We start from the raw sequence: 18,173 nt of genomic DNA on the forward strand, positions 1-18,173 counted from the left end.
CAGCCGCAAAAAGCAGAGTAAAGAATGAACGGCGCTTTTTTGCTGTCCGAGTGCATGCGACTGTTAACGGTATTTTGTTAATTGTCTTCTCCGGCACATTGTGTCCACCCTCTACTACCCCAAGTCGTCAGATGTCTTTGACCTCCAAAGAATCCGAGTAGATCTCGATACCGAGCTTCTCGGCAAGCTGCTTGGCCTTCTCGTCGATCATCGGCGAGATCACGATCAGGCGGTCGGCCTTGCGATTGTGGCGCCGCTCGTAGAAACGTGCCTTGCGCTCGAAGAGATACATACCGCCTTTGTCGATGGAGGATTTCAGCTCGCAAATGAGCAACAGGCCATTCTTGATGATTACATCCAGCTCCACTTGGTCCGGCCGACCAAAGACCTCTCCCTGATCGTCGTACTCGTTGACATTGAGCACCTGTATATCGAAGTTCTTTTCCAGGATTCCAGCCAGGGCATTGCGGAACGTCGCCTCCGATTGCAGGCCCCAGCGCGCACCTAAAGCACCGATGTGGCGATCATGCCTTTCGGCCAGGGCCATGATTTCCTGATGTACCTGCTGGAACTCGGCTCGGCTTTCCTCCCACTTGCGATCTTGTTCTTCCCATCTGCGCTTATTCTCCGCCTGCGCTTCCCACCACTTGCGATTTTGCTCTTCCCATTCACGCCTATTCTCCTCCTGCGCTTGCTTCCACTTGCGGTCTTGCTTCTCCCACCTGCGGTCTTGCTCCTCCCACTTGCGGTCTTGCTCCTCCCACTTGCGGTCTTGCTTCGCCCATTTGCGTTCTTGGGCCTCGCGGTCCTGACGCAATTCCTCCAGAATACGGTCAAAGCGGTCTTCCGTCTGCTGCCGATCCGCATACTCTCCGCGCGTTAGCTCCAGGACGTAACGACGCAGATCCGGATCGTCCCGCAACAGCGCGGGCAACTCCCGTTTCAGCGTTTCCGAGATATTCTTGATTGCCACGGTTTCCTCTATCACCTAATTCTGAACGCTCGTCGTAACGTTTCTAATTGGACAAAAACACAAACCGCGAAGAATTGCTCAACCCTTCAGCGTGTCCAAATCGTCTACGTTGATCGTTTGACGAGCACGGAACAGGACCACAAGGATCGCCAGACCGATGGCCGCCTCCGCCGCCGCTACCGTGAGGATGAAGAACACGAAGATCTGCCCCGTGGTGTCCCCCAGGAAGTGGGAGAAGGCGATGAAATTCATATTCACCGCCAGCAGCATGAGCTCGATGCACATGAGCAGGACGATGACATTCTTCCGGTTGAGAAAGATCCCGGCGACACCGATGGAGAACAGGATTCCTCCCAGCAGCAGGTATTCGGTCAGGGAAATCATGGTACCTCCGCCTCGCTCGGTGCGGGTGTTGCCTGGGCCTTCGCGGGCACCACCCTCGGCTCCGCCGCTACTTTGACGACTCGGACCCGATCCGGTCCTTTTCTGACCCGCACCTGTTGCGACGGATCCTGGTACTTGGTATCGGGGCGCCGGCGTAGGGTCAACCGGATGGCGGCGACGATGGCGACCAACAGGATCACCGCCGCGATCTCGAACGGGTACATATAGACGGTGTACAGGACCATCCCCAGCTCGGAGGTATTGCTGTAATCCGCCGGCTGGGCTTCCGGCTTGGCGAATTGCTCCAAGCCGAAGGTATCCGGACCCAGGACCAGGAAGATCTCTACCAGCATGATGACGGCGATCAGGAGCCCGAGCGGCAGATAGCGGACGAACTGCGCGCGCATGGCCGCCACGTCGATATCCAGCATCATGACCACGAACAGGAACAGGACCATGACGGCGCCCACATAGACCAGCACCAGCACGATGGCGAGAAACTCCGCCTCCAGGAGCATCCACAGCATCGCGCTCGTCACGAAGGTCAACACCAGGTAGAGCACCGCATGCACCGGATTGCGGCGGGTGACTACCATGGCGGCCGCGATCACCGCGATACCGCCGAAGATGTAGAAAAGAATCTTTTCGAAGCCCATGATCGGATCCGGGTAAGTTTTTTTAACCGCAAAGGCGCGAAGCGCGCAAAAGTTTGCCAAGTTGAATCTTCACTTTCATCAATTCACGAAATCCCATTTGCTTGTTTCTCAGCCCCCAGCCAAATTGTGCCTCTACGCGAGGCGCGCATCCCCATGGGAATTATTTTCTGCCGCAAATGAACGCGAATCAACGCGAATCAACGCGAATCAACGCGAATTGACCTCAAATAGATTACATTATCTTTTCTGTCCACAGATTACGTAGATTCTCACAGATTGTTTTGTTTTTAATCTGCGTCACCTGCGGATCGATTGGAACGATTAGATCATCTTTCCTATACCCAATCCGGACCTCGGCGGTTTTGCTTTTTTGCCGCAAGTGAAACGAACAGCCGAGATCAGCTCGCCATCATCGACAATTCTTGGTCCATTGACGTTGATTTATGGCCATTTGCGTTCATTTGCGGCTAAAAAAACCTTCGCTCCTTTGTGCCTTTGCGGTTCGAATTCTTATCGATACGGTGCATCCGCGGCGCGGTCGGCGGCGATCTCGGCCTCGTATTTGTCACCGATTGCAAGGAGCTTTTCTTTGGTCATGATATGCTCGCCGCGTTCCTCGAAGTGGTACTCAGCGATCTGGGTCTCCACGATAGAATCCACCGGGCACGATTCCTCACAGAAGCCACAGAAGATGCATTTGAACAGATCGATGTCGTAGCGGGTCGTGCGCCTGGAGCCGTCCGCGCGGGGTTCGGCCTCGATGGTGATGGCCAAGGCCGGACAGGTCGCCTCGCACAGCTTACAGGCAATGCATCGCTCCTCTCCGTTCGGATAGCGCCGCAGGGCGTGCAGACCTCGGAAACGGGGTGAAACAGGCGCCTTCTCCTCCGGGTACTGGACCGTGAACTTGCGGCCGAACATATAGCGTCCGGTGACACTTAAGCCCCGGAACAGCTCCACCAGCAGGAGGCTTTTCAGATAATCGCGCGTGGCTTGCAGCATTTCTATGTTTGATTGCGTTTGGAAACGACCACCATCGGTCGCTTTGGTTCAGAATACTCTTGACGAATAAAAAAGTCTTTTGCCGATTCAAAAGGGTTTGCATAAACAGGAACACCTTCGAACCTACTTTCAACGGCCCTAAGCAGCTCCTTCCCGAGCCCTCTACCTTGAAACTCGGGTCTTACAACCAATTCGCCTATGAAGGTCGAGAAGGCCCTATCACTGAAGGTGCTAACATAGCCAACCAACAAGCCCATCTCGTCTCGAATGTGGGCAATAAAGGTATATGATTCAATCGAGTCCCTGATTTCATGTGAATCATATTCTTCGATCGATCCCCATCCTACGGAGTCCATCAGTTCAGCGAACTCTTCCGGTTCTATCCGCTTATCTGTGAATACCTGAAACGATTTGGACATTTCCTATCTCCGCGGCTACCTACATTCTCACATTCAGTCTAGCTCGTTGAGTCTACTGAATTTCGTTATAGTTACGAGTCCAGGCATTGAGCCACCCGACCGGAGTTGTCCCAGAGCAAAAAGAGCCCGATGACAAAGAAAGGATCTTCCTTTATTTCACTATCTGCCGCCCTGACAAGCGCGGCAAGCGCTTCCGGGGTAGCCTGGGCCGAGACCAGACCAAATGGGTTGATATGGGGTCTCACATATTGGATGAATTCCGGGGAGCTCATCGAGTGGTCGTAACCAGCCATCGCGCTGATGAAATAGGAACATACGAGATCGTATCCCACCAGAGGCCAGTCTCTGGATGGGAAGGCGGGGTGGATCGTGCGGGTAGTAAGTACTCGGAAAGTATCATCATCAGTAAGTGGCTGGACACCCTGTTCAGTGAGATCGACCCAGGCATAGGCATAGGCCGCATCACCGGCACTCTCATCGTAAGGGTAATAGATCATCATATCCCTCGCATCATCCCATAGCAGAAATGAATCAAAGCCGTAATTAATACCATCGGATATTATAATGCGATCACCCACCGAGTATTGTGTGGACTCGATTTGACCCTCATACCCAAAAACCGACGGATTAATATATTTGTCGAAGGTAAGCCAAGGTGCGGCACCCGGTCCATGTGGTCTGAACGGCTTGGCGGCAAGGTCGAGACGTCCCCATCCGACAGGCTTGGCACCCGGCTTTCTTATATCGAAGCCGATGAGTCTATTCGGAGTCTTCATAGCTTTTTCATGGGATAAGGAAGTGGTTTTCCAGGTTCCATGCACTCAACGGGTGGTTTCGCTTTGTTCCAATAGCAATTGCACCTTGGATAGGGTTCCTGGTTTTGTTGAATCACGTGGACATGATCGCCGGGGCAACCAGCATGAGGGCGACTCGGTGGTACACGGTCGATACGTTCAATCCATTTGGTTCCGGCAGGCGGAACGCAGGGGGGACACTTTTTCTGGCCGCAACCCTGGACACATGTTTCATCGGCGGTTCTACCCGAGGCCCCAGGTTTCTCTTGTTCACGTTTATCACAGGACTTCATCGACTGCCTCGACGGCTTCATCCACTGCAATAACCGCAACCGCGGCGCCTACGATAGCTACAGTGGCTTTGGCTGCCTCAACGGCAATCGGCCACAACAAAGGAGCGGCAACTACCGCCATCAGTGTATCCCTTCACGCCTTCGTAAGCGGGTATATAAGGCTGTCATCTTCTGATCTCCCGACAAATCCGAGCGGGATAGGAAACGATATACCGCGTCTTGCCGGTCGAAATCCGGCAAGACCGTCAGATGTAACCCGAGATAACGGCCCATAGTACGCTCACTTTCGATGCCAAAAGAAAGTCCTCGTTCATGCCAGATGGCCATGTGTTCCAGTACCTGGGTTTCCGGCATAGTTTGAATCGGCCGGCAATGAAGGCCCCATAAACGATCATAAATATCCTTATGAAACCTCTTGCGGGCATTCCGCTCCAGCGCATCGAATTGCTCACGGCTAATCTTCAGCATGGTCAGTAGTCTGCTTGTCGGAGATTGACCGTTGATCAAGTGTACTCCAAGATCAAGACAGTAAACCTGGTCATCCCCTATCTCCGCTCATCACTCCAGGTACTGGAGCTTGTCCGATTATAAAACCCTGCAATCGGACTGTAAGCGACTTATTCTCCTTCTGAAACAGGTACTGAAATAGGTCTTTCACGGTAAGGATAATTTTTTAAGCGGATATCTCCGCGCTTGTGAGGATTTGGTACGATTTTTGTTGTGTCAACCCAATCTTCCCATTTAAAGTTTTCTACGATTTCAGCTTGATAACTTTCACTTAGCGGACGACTCAGGATATCGTTGGCATGCTGCCACTGATAATAACGCAGAAGATCCACCTTATAGGGATCGGGTTGTCCTTTTGGATTTTTGACGATCCTTTTCAGTTCCATGACTTTCCGCATATCAACTTTGGGCTTCCAGATAATTTCACCCGGAAGAACAACCGGTTCGTCAGGGATGTTGTTGATTCCTTTTTTCCATGTTGCCAGAACAGCGACGTTGGTATCCTCACGATACAGGATAACCGCATGATTATAATCTTTGTTCTTAAAGAATCCGAGAGTGCCGTATTGAAGACGTGCCCCGGTCAGGAAAGCGACTCCGTCCGACCAGCAGGGACCTGTCCCCGAAATTCCTCTGAGCACACTTCTATCTATGATTCCGTCAGGAAAAAGGATAGCGAAAGCGATTTTACAGCTGTTGGCCACATGTGTTATCCCTTCACAGTCATGACCGTGCCATTTGATCATGTCTTTTATTGTCACCGCATAAGTACGCTGATAATACCGCCCTGAGGTACCTTTGGTCGCAAGAATCTCAAATACGGGGGCATACGGCATGGCAACCATGGGGGCATACCAGGTCGGTGTCCGATCCGGTTGGGTCACACCGGTTTCTATAAAAATATTGACACCCTGTTTATAAGTCGGTTCCTGACACCAGGACGATGAATAAATCAGCATCAAAATCATTGTCAGCAAAGAGAGCGGTTTCAATTTCACCTTCTCATTTCTCCTTACGCCGAAGTTTAGCCGCCGCCCGCCCCGACAGAGCCTCGAAATACCAAAAACCTTGCGTGCGGACGGCTGGAGCATAACATCAGGCATTTTGAGTTAACACCTCCAATAATATGCCGACAATTTTACCTGAATTTTCAATTGAATATTCATCAAGATCAATCACTACATCAAGCCCCCCCATTTTCATGAATTTCCATGCGGTTCCGGTAGTAACTACACCATATAGTCGCATAACCCGATTACCTTCAGCTTTATTAAAAATACTTGCTGCTACCATTTCCGCGATACATTGACCCAGACCTCCGACAATATTTTCATTCTTAGCCTCAACCACAGTAATGACAGGACTGCTCAAGATCAATTGCTCTTGGGAGGCACTAATAATAAAATCACAGACACCATTTAATCCCTTTTCCTTATCGACATCGAACTCGATTCCGGAAAACAGACTAACTTTGTGCTTATTTAACTTTTTTTAAGTCAAAATCAGTGTATGACATAATCTCGACCCTCGACATACAGCTTTTCAAAATCTAAAAGCTCGGCCTTCCCTGTATTACGTTTACTATGCTTTTTTCGCACCTGTTTTCAAAATCTTTTCGTTTCAATAGTGGTAACGGCACGCCAAAATTCTAATTTTTGTCTTCTTGAACCTAGTAAACAAGTCGGTGTTCTTGGTCAATACACTTCGACCAGCAACCCGTTAATTCATGTTTGAGTGGCTCAGGTTTACCAATACCTTTCAAATGGGTTATCCTGAGTTTCTTGAATAAGTCGGATGAGACGTAAGGCTTTCTTTCTGTCGTTTTGTACCCACCATGCTAAATCTTCGAAACCTACCGGGTCAAATCCCAAGCTGCGCGCGGGCGTTGTCAAGAGAAATGTCTCCAGTTCGATTTTTTACTTCCAAAAGTCGCTTCTTCATTGTCTCACTTTTCAGCAAATAAGCCGTTTCTCTTTCTGAGGTAATTTCGCGCCAAAGATGAATAGGCACGATGACGCTTACAGGTTGCCCTTCTTTATCCGATATATACTGAATTCGTGCTTGCGCAGTCATTTTTACCTTCACAATCTCAGTTAGGCGTTTGGCTCGTTCCCCACGCTCCAGCGTGGGAACGCAATTGTAGCCGCTCAGCGGCCAAGGCTTTCATGACGCTGGAGCGTCTGGATTTGCTCCCACGCTGGAGCGTGGGAGCCAGAGAAGACTTCATTCTTCTTAAGATTGAACTCCTAGGTTTCCACCAATATCAGGCATTGCCATTCCTTTAACCTTATAACTAAGGTAAATAAAGGGCGTGTCCAGGAGAGCTACCATCAATTTAACAACGTATCCTGTAAGTATGATATTTACAAGGACATCAAATGGAACACTTCCCGCAAAAGCTAAAGAGAAAAATACGGCGCTGTCTATAAACTGGGATACTAACGTGCTCCCATTATTTCTAAACCAAAGGTGTTTTCCCCTGGTACGTTCACGAATAAAGTGAAATAGCCACACGTCTAGCGATTGGGCTATCGCATAGGCAATAAATGATGCAGCAGCAATCCGAGGAACAGCGCTAAATAACGTTTCCATCGCAATTGATACTTTCTCGCTATCCTGGATGTACTCGAACTGCAATACAAACTGTCCAAGCAATACGAAAAGCACAAGCCCGATAAAGCCCATCCATATAGAGCGATACCCTACTTTCTTCCCATGATGCTCAGTAAGAATATCTGTAGCGATAAATATCGCTGCGTAGAACGTATTCGACACGTTAGTTACGAACCCAAATATTGGGATCAGTTTTGCGGCAAAAGTCGATACCAAAATAATGTTGGTAATAATCGTAATATACACCCATTCCTTCCCAAGCTTCCACGCAAGAAGCACGAAAGCTAAGTCAACCAGGGTGATAATGAAAAAGAGCAATTCATTACTCATTTCCAGTTCTCCTTTAGGCATTTCGGATTTCGGCAAAGAATTTTCTGACTGCCAAAATGATTTTTTTAGGCAGTAATGCTAAACCGACGAATGGTACTAAAAAGCCAACTAGATTGGCTCCCTCATACAACATCATATGGAAGTTTGGCGGCAAACCGCCGCTCATGACTATCAGTATTATGGAAACTACCCCAACAATTCCACCAGACATGAGTCGATGTTTATTGTTCACGTCACCTTTCATTCCGATGAAAACCATTGAAATCAACATTGCGATTGCGAGTCCTCCAGTAAAAGAACTGAGGCTATCTCGTAACCATTTTGCCAACTCAGTTAGATTTCTTCTGATAGTCAGAACTCTCACACTAGAAGCACTCATATCTGGCGTGTAGAAACCACCCTGAATCTTTTTCCACCCATTAGTGCTTTTTGTGTCAACTTCCCCCCACCGAGGAGATTCCACTTTTATTGAGTCAATTTTTGCATACTCTACCTTTTCGGCGGTTGAAGCGATCTCTAGCAAAGTTACGGACGAATCAGAATAAGTGAGTTCGTAAATTTCCGGATAATCACCGATTAGATGGAGCATTCTTGGGATACTTAATACTAATTCGCCATGGTTTTCGCCTTTTTGAAGTGTGAGCCCAACCCACAATTCTTGACTCTGCTGTTGAACTACGAACCAACCTGTTAGGTGAGATACGTAGTCGCTTGTTGGATTCACCTTTAAGTCGTCAATCTGCCTTGGTGCATCTTTTTGAGCAAGATTTAGAGACGTCACAACAAGCACATCATCAATAGAGGTAGATCTCCCAAAAGACACCTTAATAATAGAGGATTTTGGTGTTAACCCCAAATCAACCACGGCGTTTGCCCGTATGTCGCTTCCATAGACGTGTGTTGCAAGACCGCAGAAGAAGATCAAGCAGATCGTGTACAAGAGAGATCTCATTACCCTCTTCTTCCTAATGGGTCATTATTGGTCTAACTATTATACCGCCCACCACGGAGGCAGCTTATAGATCACCGCAAGCCCGATCACCAGGATCCACACGATGGTGATGGGGATGAAGACCTTCCAGCCCAGGCGCATGATCTGATCGTAGCGGTAGCGGGGAAAAGTGGCCCGGAACCAGAGGAATAGGAACATGAAGAAGAAGGTCTTGAGCACCAGCCAGTGAAAGCCGTCGTCGAGCAGAAAAATCCCGTCCACCCAGGTCGCCGGTAGGGGCGAGAGCCAGCCACCGAGGAACATCAGGGCCGACAGTGCTGAGATCAGGATCATGTTGGCGTATTCGCCGAGGAAGAAGACGGCGAAGGTCATCCCCGAGTACTCGACGTGGAAGCCGGCCACGATCTCCGATTCGCCCTCCGCCACGTCGAAGGGGGCGCGGTTGGTCTCCGCCACGCCGGAAATGAAGTAGATACCGAACAGGGGCAGCAGGGGCAGCCAGAACCAAGTCAGCAGACTACCCTCCTGGGCGCGCACGATGTCCCCGAGATTGAGGCTGCCGGCCGCCACCAGGACCCCTACCAGGGCAAAGCCCATGGCGATTTCATAGGCGACCATCTGGGCCGCCGAACGCATGGCCCCCAGGAATCCGTACTTGGAGTTGGAGGCCCAGCCCGAGATGATCACGCCGTAGACGCCCAGCGAGGTCAGGGCGATGATGTAGAGGAGGCCGGCATTGATATCTGCCAGTACCAGTCCTTCGTCGAAGGGGAACACCGCCCAGGCGGCCAAGGCCGGGCCCAGGGTCAGCATGGGGGCGATCAGGAACAGGATTTTGTTCGCCTCGGTGGGCAGCACGATCTCCTTGAACATGAGCTTGACCGCATCGGCGATGGGCTGCAGGATGCCGCGCGGTCCGACCCGGTTGGGGCCGATCCGAATCTGCATGTAGCCGATGACCTTGCGTTCGGCCAGGGTATAGTAGGCCACCAGGCCCATGAGCGGTCCCAGGAGGACGACGATCTTGAGCAAGATCTGTATGACTACCGGCAGTGAATCCCAGAGCGCTATCATGGTTCTCTATCCAGAGGCGATGGGTGGAAAGTAGGATAGCGGATGATTTCGCTGGACATCCAGTTAATCCGGATCCGGCTGATAACAAGCACCTAACTTTGACAATGCCCAGCGTGTCTTGGTCAAAGCGCTGCTTTTGATGTCCATTTTCTTCAGGAGATCATTCATTTCTTCTTGTGCCCGATCGCTCTTACTTTCCGGCACTTTTGTAGAAAGCTCATAAAGTTGATCACCATTCACTTCCCATATTTCAAGGGTGAGTGATTTGATGTCAATTTTCTCAATCCCTTTATATTTATATTTGGTTGCTTTTATCGGGCCATATGATTGCAAAGACAATTGGCTAAGTGACTGATCCATCATTTTCTCGACTTTTCCTAATTGTTGATCGGACCAAAATGCAAAGGATCCGGTCGGTCTCAAACCTTCAGAAAAGGGAACCTTCGTCTTCAAGCTACAAGAAAATAGCTCTCGTTTGTTTGGTAAGAGATCTTTTTCACACTCAAAACCAGGGATATCCTGAAGATTATCTGTTCTTATTTTTACGGTACTTTCCATTTTCCCTTCCAAAAATGAATCCCCTTGCCGAATACGTGCTCTTAAAATCAGGCCTTTGTCATTCAGGCTACAGGAGGAGGTATCAAAGAAATAAACAATAAGCTTTTTCTCACTACGACGATTCGATTTCCCGGAAAAGAAATCATTTAATCTATTAAAATCCAGCTGTTCGCCAAGCACGGCTTTTATTTCTACCTTGTCTTGGGCAAAGGTAAAGGTGCTGAAAAAAACTATCATAAAACCAAGGAATTTAAGCACAGACATTTGTTTCCCCACTCGTTCGGCAAATGTAATCGCCTCAAACCTTGGTCACGGATATGGGACCGATCTGGTCCCCCAGATCCTCGCTGCCGGCAACCCCGGCCGGGATGCGCACACAACCCGCGGGAACCGCGTCGTCCAGACCCACCGGCATCCGTGCGGATGAACCATTCTGGCGTATCTCCACCAAGTCACCCGCGGCCAGTCCCATTGCCGACGCCTCGGTGCTGCGCAGAAATGCGCCGAGCTGAACGGCAGCCGGCGTGTGCTGGAGGGCCGGGGCGCGGCGCACCAAGGCATCCACGGCATAGATGGGCAGATTGCCGATCCGAGCGAGCCCTCCATCGGCAACTCGCGACGCTACCTCGAAGGTGTCTTGGGACCGGTTGTCCGGCTGGCTACTTAGCTTTACGCCATTGCAGATCCCTTGCAGCTCCGTGAGGACATCCGTCGAGCTGACCTGGTCGAAGCCGGGGAGATCGAGCAGATTGCCGAGGACCCGTAACAGCTTCCAGCCGGGCCGTACCTCACCGGGCGGGGCCACCGCCCCGCGGAAGGATTGCCAGGTTGCGCCCGCATTGACGAAGGTGCCCGAGGTTTCGGCGAAGGCCGCGATAGGCAACATGATGTGGGCGGTCTGCTCCAGGGAAGGGCTACGATGGGTCGTGCAGGCCACCACCAGCCCCGCCTGGTCAAGGGCTTTTAGCGCCTGGGTCGGATTACCGAGGTCATAAGCGGGTTCGATACCCCACAACAGATAAGCCTTGCGGGGATTTTCCCACATCTCCGCCGCGGACATGCCGACGGTTTGACTCATACGCGCACCCGGCAGTCGGTGCGGCAAGGCACCAGCCAGATAGGCCCCCACACTGTTGGCGGCCGTCGGCAAATAGCCGACCTTTGCTTCGGCCGCTTCCGCAATCACTTGGGCCAGGTGTGTGAGTAGGCAGTAGTCCGGGTGTGCCACGGCAAGTGCGCCGAGTAGGATCAGCCCCCTACCCTGCTGTCCTGCCTCCTGCAACCACCGCGCGGTTTCCTGGTGGGACTCATCCGGCTGGGCGGTGGCGATCAGAGTCTCGACCGGACCGGAGCTACGCCCACCCAGGGCCTTGGCGATGGCCCCCAGGTCTTCGAGCATCCCCGCCGGATGGCTGACGTGCTGCCGGCTTGGGAAGGTCAAGGAGAGCACGAGTGGATTGACCAAGGCCACCTGGGCCCCGGCCATGGCCGCCTTGCGGATGCGATGGGCCAACAAGGGCTGTTCCTGACGGATGTCCGTCCCGATCAGCAGCAGACCCTGCTGTTGCTCCAGCTCTGCGATGGGCACCCCGAGCCAGGGCAGCGGGGCATCGGCGGCATCGCCGCGAAAATCCTGCTGCCGCAGGCGGGTATCGATGTGGTTGCCACCCAGGCCACGGATGATCTTCTGGAGCAGGTACATCTCTTCGAGCGTAGCGGTCGGTGCAACCAAAGCGCCCAACTCGTTGTCACCGGCGGATTTGAGCCCTTCGGCGACCATGCCCAAGGCCTCCTGCCAATCGGCGGTCCGCCACTGCGCATCTCCTTTGACCATGGGCCTTTTGACCATGGGGTGGAGCAGGCGGTCGTCGGCATCGAGGCACTGGTAGCTGAAGCGGTCCCGGTCCGAGATCCAGGTCTCGTTCACCGCCTCATTGTCCTTGGGATGCACCCGCATGACCCGGTTGTCGCGGATGTGGAAATGGATGTTCGACCCCACCGCATCGTGGGGGGCAATACCCTCGGCCTGGGTCAGCTCCCAGGAGCGGGCATTGAAGCGGAAGGGTTTGGAGGTGAGGGCCCCCACCGGACAGAGGTCGATGACATTCCCCGAGAGCTCGTGGGAGACCGTGTGCGCCACATAGGTGCCGATGCGCATATCCTCGCCGCGACCGGTGGCGCCCAGCTCGCGGACACCGGCGATCTCCGCCCCGAAACGCACGCAGCGGGTACAGTGGATACAGCGGGTCATATCGGTCGCGATCAGAGGACCCAAATCCTCGTCCGCGACCACCCGCTTGCGCTCGCTGTACCGGGATACATCCCCGCCATAGCCTATGGCTACGTCCTGCAGTTCGCACTCGCCGCCCTGATCGCAGATCGGGCAGTCCAGCGGGTGATTGATGAGCAGGAACTCCATGGTGCCCCGCTGGGCATCTATGGCCAGGGGTGATCGGGTCAGTACCCGCATACCCTCGGCGACAGGCGTGCCACAGGCATGGGCCGGCTTGGGGAAGGGTCGCCCACCCTGCTCTACCTCCACCAGACACATGCGGCAATTGGAAGCAACGGACAGCTTCTTGTGGTAGCAAAAACGCGGGATATGGATACCTTCACGGTCGGCGACCGTGATGATCATCTCGCCGGGGGTCGCCTCGCAAGCGCGCCCGTCGATCTCGATGGTGATCTTGTCTGTCATTTTCTCTCTGGTCGCCCGACCCTGTTAGGCGATATAACCCCAGCTTTTGAATTGTGACTGTAGCTCTGGATCATCTTTTTAACAAAATTTCAAATCCTGCCTGTTCTAAAGTGATGATCAGTAGTAAATATTTCGGAAATTCCCATATCCGATAGCAATCAAGGCCGAAGTGTCAACAAAAATAGGCTTCATGATTTCTTGGGCAATCCGTATAAGTGGAGCATTGATTTTGATGCATTTCAATCTTGACATGAAACTGCCTTCTTGGGAAACGCTCTTAGCTCCAACAAAGTTCTTTATGATACTGTAAAGTTCATCCAAATATCTGTCATCAACATTGTCAATCTCTGCTTTAATAAGCTCTTTTGTAGTCATGGCAATGTTATATAATTAGTGGTCAAGGAACTCAGGATAATGATTATAACTATTTTCCGCATCCGAAGGCATAACCGTCGCAAACGATCTCTTCTGCAAGCCACCGACTTCTCTACCTTGCACCGCATTGCCAACTCTCAAACTTCTGGCGGTTAACGCCAAAATCAGCTGCCGACGAAGGAAGTCAGCTGCATTCTATTTTGTTAGGATTCAATGTTGATTATCTCATGAGATTGGATAGTTTTCAGTGCATTATGCAGTGCAGGTATTAACGGCTCAAGTGTAGGAAGTCGGTTATCAGATGCAACAAGCACAATTACTGAAATATCAAAATGATTCATATTCTGTTGGTATTCCAGGTTTTGGTCAGCCGTGATTAAAACATCAAACTCTTTTTCTGCAACGCTGAGTAGTTCACCGTTTCTCATGCTTGACCACCCTTTTCTTGAACCATGTAAGTTGTATGATCAAGTAATTCTCTCTTCAATTTCTTTGGCAAACATTCATCAATGAGAATATTCATAAACCTTTTCCAAAAGTGTCTCTTTTGCTGCTTCCAATGCTTGTATGGCTTGTTCTCTTTTTACTGATGGGAAATCATCCAAAAACTCATTTAAACTATCTCCAGCTTCTAAATAGTCAATAAGATTTTTGACTGGTACACGAGTATTTTTAAAAACTGGTGTGCCACTTAAAACATCTCTGGAGCATGTAATGATACCATCTATTGCGGTGGTTTTCATTATCCCAAATTTTAGCATGATATTTTCCTCATATTTGCATCTGGATCCATCACGGTAGGACGGCCAGTTACCCGGCCGCCCCCGTACAGATCCCCGCATGCGGAACTACCGCACGGGGCTCCTCAAAGTCACTCGCTTCGCACATAGCGCGTCATCATTCGTAGTGTTCAGAAGGCGTGGCATAGGCGTGGTCTCTGGAGTTTGAAGACTTTTATCAGTTCCGCAAATCCTTCCCAATTATAGCTACGCCGTTGACTACGGCGGTTTAGCGCTTTGATAAGAATCCGCTTGGCATGATGATAGAAGTCTTGCAAGCTTTTATCGTTCCCCCGGATACCGTAGTAGTTGTAATACCCACGCAGCTTGGAATTGAGCCTGGCAAATATTACCCGCTTAGGTAACCGGCAGCTCTCACGGCACCATTCCTGGAAGTTCGCCAGCGCTGCGCGGTATTTCTTACGGTCCGTGCGACATTTGAGCACTGGCTTGTGCCAGCGGCCACGTCCCCAGCGAAACTCAAAACCCAAGAATGAAAAGGCGCCACTCGCTTTCCAGTTTTGTGGACTGAACCGCATCCAGTTCGTTTTCTCTGCTGCAACTTCTAATCCAAACTTGCCTAACCTGTCTGCGAGCACACCGTAGAATCGCTCGGCATCGGCCTCAAGCTCGTATGCGCATACCAAGTCGTCCGCATACCGGCATCGGTACGCCGCCCCTCGGCAGTGCGCCTTGACGGTCTCTTCGAACCACACATCTAACGCATCGTGAAGATAGATATTGGCGTGTATCGGTGACACGATCCCACCTTGCGGTGAACCTCTTTCCGGGTACTTCACCGCTCCATCCGGCTCCAGTATGCCTGCCTTCAACCACTTGCGTATCCGCTTTATAAAGGGCTCGTCGTCTATCCTTAGCTCCAACATCTCGACCAGCTTTTCATGTTCAAGATGATCGAAAAAGCCTCGGATGTCTGCCTCTACTACGTAGTGGTAGTTACCACTTCTCAGCGCTACGCTCAGGTCTCTCACCGCTTCTAAGGCACCGACTCCAGGTCGGTAGCCATAGCTGCGGTCCAGAAAATCCTGTTCGTAGATCGCTTCCAGTCGCTTCGATACCCCGATTTGTAACAGCTTGTCCGCAATGGCCAGTATACCCAAGGGTCTCAACTTCCCGTTGCGTTTGGGTCGGTATCTCCTGAGCACCAGCTTGGCATGGTACCTTCCCGCTTTGACTGCTGTGACCAGGGCGACTACATTCGCCCACAGGCTCTTCTTATAGCTGCCTGCATCCTGCCGGTCTACACCGCTCGCTGCTTGCTTGTTGATAAAACGCCAACACCACAGAAGATAACCCTCTCCCTCGGGAATCTCACCATGCCGTTTCATTCGGTCGATGTTTGTTTTCTCTGTTCTCTGCCCGGTTTCCCGGCAGTGCCACACGATCTCGACCATCGTCTCGACTACCGATTCCTCTGTGTTGGCTTCCAGTCCGTTAACACTGTCGCCGTCTGCTTTGTTGCCTTTCACGAGGCTGAAATCGCTTCAGGGTGGTGCAGTCACCCTTCTGGCCTACAAGATTCTCTGTGTACGCTTCACCTCTGTTGTTCACGCTCGCTCCAGTGTCCCTACCAAGGCGTCGCTTTCCGCCAGCGGCGCAACATGCGATACGGGTGGGGGGTTAACCCTTTCCCGACCGGGACTTTCACCCGGCAAGAAGCGCCAAGCTTCGCTTGGCGCACTAACGGTAAGCTCAGCGGTGCGAGTTTACGAGCATCCGCTGGAGCCTGTTTTTAGCTGTCGTTTGCCCTAATTTCATGCAAAGTGCCGATACATCTTGCGCCGATGAAGACACCGCACAAACTCGACTTCAGATGCGCCAACCGCCAGGCCGATCCTATACTCGCCAACGCGGATGCGGTAAAGGCTATCGGTTCCACTGAGCTTTTTTACCCTGTTGACCTCTCTTAAACTGGCTGCATCTTCCACTTCTTCTACGGCTTGCTTGACTTGTGCCAGAATGTTTGGATCTTTGATTTTCTTCAGATCTCGTGCAAAACTCTTTCGAAATATGACCTTCACCCCTGACCCTCAAGGATTTCGAAAATCGCCTCTCTGGAGACTTTTTCCGTTTGTTGACCTTCTCGGATAGTCTCGGCTAGCGTCATATCTTCCAGCACTTCAACAAACACATCATGCAATAGTTCACGCTGCTCCTGGAGCATCTCAGTAAGGGCTTCTTTAAACAGTTTTTTTAAGGCGTCTCCGCTTAACTCAATGTGTGCCATGCCGATTTCACCTCACTCAGTTAATAAGTATCCGATGGTAACCTGCAACAACAAACGGTTGAATGACGACAGCTAATGCCTCGCACCACCGGCAGCAAAAAGCAGAAAACGATCCATCAATTGAGCCTGGCCCCTTTTCCCGCTAAATAGGCCCACCCCATAGGCTGGGGGAACGAGTAAGTGACCTCTATCTTCTTTCCAGTTCCAGCGTCAACTTTCGCTTCAATATTAATTAGGCTAGCTACGCATAGTTATATACAGGTGTCTCGATCATGCGCACCGGCTTCTTATTTTCTTTAATGAAATCCTGAATATGTTCCACTGTTTCCGGGGCAAAATACTGCTCTCCCGTTTCCTTACACACCCGAGCGGGAACATGCTCGATAATATAAAATCTTCCTTGATATTCAATAGTGTATGTAACCTGAGCTTCAACCATTGTCTCATTCATAACAATCACCTCTTCACTTCGTTCTTTCGGACTCTATTGTCGATCCATAGTTCCGAATTCGGTTGATATGAGGTGACGATTTTTATCAGCGGACGACTCGGATAACTACATTGAATATGCAGTGGTCGTCCGTTTTTGGTGTATCCCAATATTAAACAGTTGGGACCGTACTTATCGTTTGGATAGTCCTCGATAATCACAGCAGGGGGGTATACGGTTAGCTCCTCCACCCCCAATATCTTGTGGTCTCACCAATAGTAACCACAATATTTTGTGTCAGGAGGAGCTAACCGTATACCCCCTTCACAGCATTATCAGCGATTGCCTGCTCAATCTCCGATACGCTAATATCTCTTATAATCGTTTGATCAACCGCATGCTTCGACAATTCATACTGCCGCTTCCTTATTTTCGTAACGATTGCAACAATGTCATTCATCTGCTGATGATACAGCAATTTGTTGGGGTTCGTTCCTCACCCCAACCTACGGGCTGGCTGAATCACATAACGCCTAAACGACCTTTCCCGCAAGCTACCGACTTCTCTGCCTTGCACCGTATTGCCAACAACCCGTCGACGGAGAAGGTCGGTTGCAAGTTCCGGTTAGGTGATTCACATTCCTAATCTTTTTGCTATGGTTGATATAGAGATTGTGTCTTTTTCTTTTGATCTTCCCTCAAGAAATTTCATGAATTTTTCACTTTTACCTAACGCTTCAACTTCTTTTTCAAAATCATCTGTTTCTTCCAATATGAAATGTTCACCATCTTTTCCATAGAGCAAAACCGATTCAGATTTCGCCAAGGTCAATAATTCCTCTACAGAATGTTTCTTCTGTCGTAAATCTATCGTGATCATATCTCTACCTTTTTTCTACGATTCAACCACTACCAGCTGAAGCTGGTAGATTGTGCCGCTAAAGCAGCTCGGCGGACTAAACCGCCGACTGAAGAGAATCCATCTGAAGATGGAGGTTTTTAACCTCTATCCGCCTTCGGCGGACTGAAGTTTTTTAGAGACTATAAAAGTTCATGCACAACCACACTGGCAGTCGATAGTTCAGATT

26 protein-coding genes are annotated in these 18,173 nt (G+C 50.7%); all 26 read right to left on the reverse strand.

Translation table 11 applies throughout. The features are described 5' to 3' along the window. Positions 1 to 127 precede the first annotated feature (127 nt). Positions 128 to 973, reverse strand: a complete 846-nt coding sequence (locus E1958_RS04025) for a PD-(D/E)XK nuclease family protein (protein ID WP_133510723.1) — start codon at positions 971 to 973, stop codon at positions 128 to 130. A gap of 78 nt (positions 974 to 1,051) precedes the next feature. Then, the gene (gene nuoK / locus E1958_RS04030) at positions 1,052 to 1,357 is read right to left on the reverse strand and encodes an NADH-quinone oxidoreductase subunit NuoK (protein ID WP_133510724.1); all 306 of its coding nucleotides are present in this window, start codon (positions 1,355 to 1,357) and stop codon (positions 1,052 to 1,054) included. Further along, positions 1,354 to 2,013, reverse strand: a complete 660-nt coding sequence (locus tag E1958_RS04035) for an NADH-quinone oxidoreductase subunit J (protein ID WP_133510725.1) — start codon at positions 2,011 to 2,013, stop codon at positions 1,354 to 1,356. The genes nuoK and E1958_RS04035 overlap by 4 nt, the downstream gene beginning before the upstream one ends. A 510-nt stretch (positions 2,014 to 2,523) precedes the next feature. Then, positions 2,524 to 3,015 carry an NADH-quinone oxidoreductase subunit NuoI gene (gene nuoI, locus E1958_RS04040; RefSeq protein ID WP_133510726.1) on the reverse strand — a complete coding sequence of 164 codons (492 nt, stop codon included), beginning with the start codon at positions 3,013 to 3,015 and terminating at the stop codon, positions 2,524 to 2,526. A gap of 2 nt (positions 3,016 to 3,017) precedes the next feature. Continuing rightward, the gene (locus E1958_RS04045; RefSeq protein ID WP_133510727.1) at positions 3,018 to 3,434 is read right to left on the reverse strand and encodes a GNAT family N-acetyltransferase; all 417 of its coding nucleotides are present in this window, start codon (positions 3,432 to 3,434) and stop codon (positions 3,018 to 3,020) included. A 71-nt stretch (positions 3,435 to 3,505) separates the two neighbouring features. Beyond that, positions 3,506 to 4,210 carry a hypothetical protein gene (locus tag E1958_RS04050; protein WP_133510728.1) on the reverse strand — a complete coding sequence of 235 codons (705 nt, stop codon included), beginning with the start codon at positions 4,208 to 4,210 and terminating at the stop codon, positions 3,506 to 3,508. A gap of 297 nt (positions 4,211 to 4,507) precedes the next feature. After that, positions 4,508 to 4,642, reverse strand: a complete 135-nt coding sequence (locus tag E1958_RS21600) for a hypothetical protein (RefSeq protein WP_279381385.1) — start codon at positions 4,640 to 4,642, stop codon at positions 4,508 to 4,510. After that, entirely contained in the window at positions 4,642 to 4,989 is a 348-nt protein-coding gene (locus E1958_RS04055; RefSeq protein WP_133510729.1) for a hypothetical protein, read from the reverse strand. The genes E1958_RS21600 and E1958_RS04055 overlap by 1 nt, the downstream gene beginning before the upstream one ends. A gap of 149 nt (positions 4,990 to 5,138) precedes the next feature. After that, positions 5,139 to 6,026: a formylmethanofuran dehydrogenase subunit E family protein gene (locus E1958_RS04060; RefSeq protein WP_207787660.1), complete on the reverse strand. Its 888-nt coding sequence runs from the start codon at positions 6,024 to 6,026 to the stop codon at positions 5,139 to 5,141. 97 nt (positions 6,027 to 6,123) lie between these two features. Next, positions 6,124 to 6,399, reverse strand: coding sequence for a hypothetical protein (locus E1958_RS04065; RefSeq protein WP_133510730.1), 276 nt, complete (start codon positions 6,397 to 6,399; stop codon positions 6,124 to 6,126). Between the two features lie 298 nt (positions 6,400 to 6,697). Then, positions 6,698 to 6,790 (reverse strand): type II toxin-antitoxin system YoeB family toxin, encoded by a 93-nt coding sequence (locus tag E1958_RS21870; RefSeq protein ID WP_369334483.1) that lies wholly within the window; start codon positions 6,788 to 6,790, stop codon positions 6,698 to 6,700. Between the two features lie 98 nt (positions 6,791 to 6,888). Further along, positions 6,889 to 7,101 (reverse strand): prevent-host-death protein, encoded by a 213-nt coding sequence (locus E1958_RS04075; RefSeq protein WP_133510731.1) that lies wholly within the window; start codon positions 7,099 to 7,101, stop codon positions 6,889 to 6,891. Between the two features lie 159 nt (positions 7,102 to 7,260). Further along, entirely contained in the window at positions 7,261 to 7,971 is a 711-nt protein-coding gene (locus E1958_RS04080; protein ID WP_165741708.1) for a queuosine precursor transporter, read from the reverse strand. A 13-nt stretch (positions 7,972 to 7,984) separates the two neighbouring features. Beyond that, positions 7,985 to 8,911: a hypothetical protein gene (locus E1958_RS04085; RefSeq protein WP_133510733.1), complete on the reverse strand. Its 927-nt coding sequence runs from the start codon at positions 8,909 to 8,911 to the stop codon at positions 7,985 to 7,987. A gap of 51 nt (positions 8,912 to 8,962) precedes the next feature. Further along, on the reverse strand, positions 8,963 to 9,997 hold the full coding sequence (nuoH, locus tag E1958_RS04090) for an NADH-quinone oxidoreductase subunit NuoH (RefSeq protein ID WP_133510734.1): 1,035 nt from the start codon (positions 9,995 to 9,997) through the stop codon (positions 8,963 to 8,965). A gap of 63 nt (positions 9,998 to 10,060) precedes the next feature. Further along, positions 10,061 to 10,819 carry a hypothetical protein gene (locus tag E1958_RS04095; protein WP_133510735.1) on the reverse strand — a complete coding sequence of 253 codons (759 nt, stop codon included), beginning with the start codon at positions 10,817 to 10,819 and terminating at the stop codon, positions 10,061 to 10,063. A gap of 34 nt (positions 10,820 to 10,853) precedes the next feature. Continuing rightward, complete coding sequence (gene nuoG / locus E1958_RS04100; protein WP_133510736.1) at positions 10,854 to 13,253, reverse strand: NADH-quinone oxidoreductase subunit NuoG; 2,400 nt, start codon at positions 13,251 to 13,253, stop codon at positions 10,854 to 10,856. A gap of 117 nt (positions 13,254 to 13,370) precedes the next feature. Then, entirely contained in the window at positions 13,371 to 13,628 is a 258-nt protein-coding gene (locus E1958_RS04105) for a hypothetical protein (protein ID WP_089730079.1), read from the reverse strand. A 203-nt stretch (positions 13,629 to 13,831) separates the two neighbouring features. Further along, positions 13,832 to 14,056, reverse strand: coding sequence for a hypothetical protein (locus E1958_RS04110; protein ID WP_207787661.1), 225 nt, complete (start codon positions 14,054 to 14,056; stop codon positions 13,832 to 13,834). Positions 14,057 to 14,134: 78 nt separating this feature from the next. Beyond that, the gene (locus tag E1958_RS04115) at positions 14,135 to 14,371 is read right to left on the reverse strand and encodes a DUF433 domain-containing protein (protein WP_089730096.1); all 237 of its coding nucleotides are present in this window, start codon (positions 14,369 to 14,371) and stop codon (positions 14,135 to 14,137) included. Between the two features lie 167 nt (positions 14,372 to 14,538). Continuing rightward, the gene (locus E1958_RS04120) at positions 14,539 to 15,897 is read right to left on the reverse strand and encodes a reverse transcriptase domain-containing protein (protein WP_243725233.1); all 1,359 of its coding nucleotides are present in this window, start codon (positions 15,895 to 15,897) and stop codon (positions 14,539 to 14,541) included. 285 nt (positions 15,898 to 16,182) lie between these two features. After that, on the reverse strand, positions 16,183 to 16,449 hold the full coding sequence (locus E1958_RS04125; RefSeq protein ID WP_133510737.1) for a type II toxin-antitoxin system RelE family toxin: 267 nt from the start codon (positions 16,447 to 16,449) through the stop codon (positions 16,183 to 16,185). Further along, positions 16,446 to 16,655, reverse strand: coding sequence for a hypothetical protein (locus E1958_RS04130; protein ID WP_133510738.1), 210 nt, complete (start codon positions 16,653 to 16,655; stop codon positions 16,446 to 16,448). Before E1958_RS04130 ends, E1958_RS04125 begins: the two co-directional genes overlap by 4 nt. A 241-nt stretch (positions 16,656 to 16,896) precedes the next feature. Further along, positions 16,897 to 17,106, reverse strand: coding sequence for a YgiT-type zinc finger protein (locus E1958_RS04135; protein ID WP_133510739.1), 210 nt, complete (start codon positions 17,104 to 17,106; stop codon positions 16,897 to 16,899). A gap of 5 nt (positions 17,107 to 17,111) precedes the next feature. Beyond that, positions 17,112 to 17,336 carry a DUF4258 domain-containing protein gene (locus E1958_RS21875; RefSeq protein ID WP_208108568.1) on the reverse strand — a complete coding sequence of 75 codons (225 nt, stop codon included), beginning with the start codon at positions 17,334 to 17,336 and terminating at the stop codon, positions 17,112 to 17,114. A gap of 383 nt (positions 17,337 to 17,719) precedes the next feature. Continuing rightward, on the reverse strand, positions 17,720 to 17,965 hold the full coding sequence (locus E1958_RS04145) for a hypothetical protein (protein ID WP_133510740.1): 246 nt from the start codon (positions 17,963 to 17,965) through the stop codon (positions 17,720 to 17,722). Positions 17,966 to 18,173 lie beyond the last annotated feature (208 nt).

Source organism: Candidatus Thiosymbion oneisti (assembly GCF_004359955.1).
GTDB classification, from domain to species: Bacteria; Pseudomonadota; Gammaproteobacteria; order Chromatiales; family Chromatiaceae; genus Thiosymbion; species Thiosymbion oneisti.

Excerpts from the sequence above, each read along its gene's own strand:
- nuoK (WP_133510724.1), bottom strand. The coding sequence starts at position 1,357 with ATGATTTCCCTGACCGAATACCTGCTGCTGGGAGGAATCCTGTTCTCC.
- E1958_RS04035 (WP_133510725.1), bottom strand. The coding sequence starts at position 2,013 with ATGGGCTTCGAAAAGATTCTTTTCTACATCTTCGGCGGTATCGCGGTG.
- nuoI (WP_133510726.1), bottom strand. The coding sequence starts at position 3,015 with ATGCTGCAAGCCACGCGCGATTATCTGAAAAGCCTCCTGCTGGTGGAG.
- E1958_RS04045 (WP_133510727.1), bottom strand. The coding sequence starts at position 3,434 with ATGTCCAAATCGTTTCAGGTATTCACAGATAAGCGGATAGAACCGGAA.
- E1958_RS04050 (WP_133510728.1), bottom strand. The coding sequence starts at position 4,210 with ATGAAGACTCCGAATAGACTCATCGGCTTCGATATAAGAAAGCCGGGT.
- E1958_RS21600 (WP_279381385.1), bottom strand. The coding sequence starts at position 4,642 with ATGGCGGTAGTTGCCGCTCCTTTGTTGTGGCCGATTGCCGTTGAGGCA.
- E1958_RS04055 (WP_133510729.1), bottom strand. The coding sequence starts at position 4,989 with ATGCTGAAGATTAGCCGTGAGCAATTCGATGCGCTGGAGCGGAATGCC.
- E1958_RS04075 (WP_133510731.1), bottom strand. The coding sequence starts at position 7,101 with ATGACTGCGCAAGCACGAATTCAGTATATATCGGATAAAGAAGGGCAA.
- E1958_RS04080 (WP_165741708.1), bottom strand. The coding sequence starts at position 7,971 with ATGAGTAATGAATTGCTCTTTTTCATTATCACCCTGGTTGACTTAGCT.
- nuoH (WP_133510734.1), bottom strand. The coding sequence starts at position 9,997 with ATGATAGCGCTCTGGGATTCACTGCCGGTAGTCATACAGATCTTGCTC.
- E1958_RS04095 (WP_133510735.1), bottom strand. The coding sequence starts at position 10,819 with ATGTCTGTGCTTAAATTCCTTGGTTTTATGATAGTTTTTTTCAGCACC.
- nuoG (WP_133510736.1), bottom strand. The coding sequence starts at position 13,253 with ATGACAGACAAGATCACCATCGAGATCGACGGGCGCGCTTGCGAGGCG.
- E1958_RS04105 (WP_089730079.1), bottom strand. The coding sequence starts at position 13,628 with ATGACTACAAAAGAGCTTATTAAAGCAGAGATTGACAATGTTGATGAC.
- E1958_RS04110 (WP_207787661.1), bottom strand. The coding sequence starts at position 14,056 with ATGAGAAACGGTGAACTACTCAGCGTTGCAGAAAAAGAGTTTGATGTT.
- E1958_RS04115 (WP_089730096.1), bottom strand. The coding sequence starts at position 14,371 with ATGAAAACCACCGCAATAGATGGTATCATTACATGCTCCAGAGATGTT.
- E1958_RS04130 (WP_133510738.1), bottom strand. The coding sequence starts at position 16,655 with ATGGCACACATTGAGTTAAGCGGAGACGCCTTAAAAAAACTGTTTAAA.
- E1958_RS04135 (WP_133510739.1), bottom strand. The coding sequence starts at position 17,106 with ATGAATGAGACAATGGTTGAAGCTCAGGTTACATACACTATTGAATAT.
- E1958_RS04145 (WP_133510740.1), bottom strand. The coding sequence starts at position 17,965 with ATGATCACGATAGATTTACGACAGAAGAAACATTCTGTAGAGGAATTA.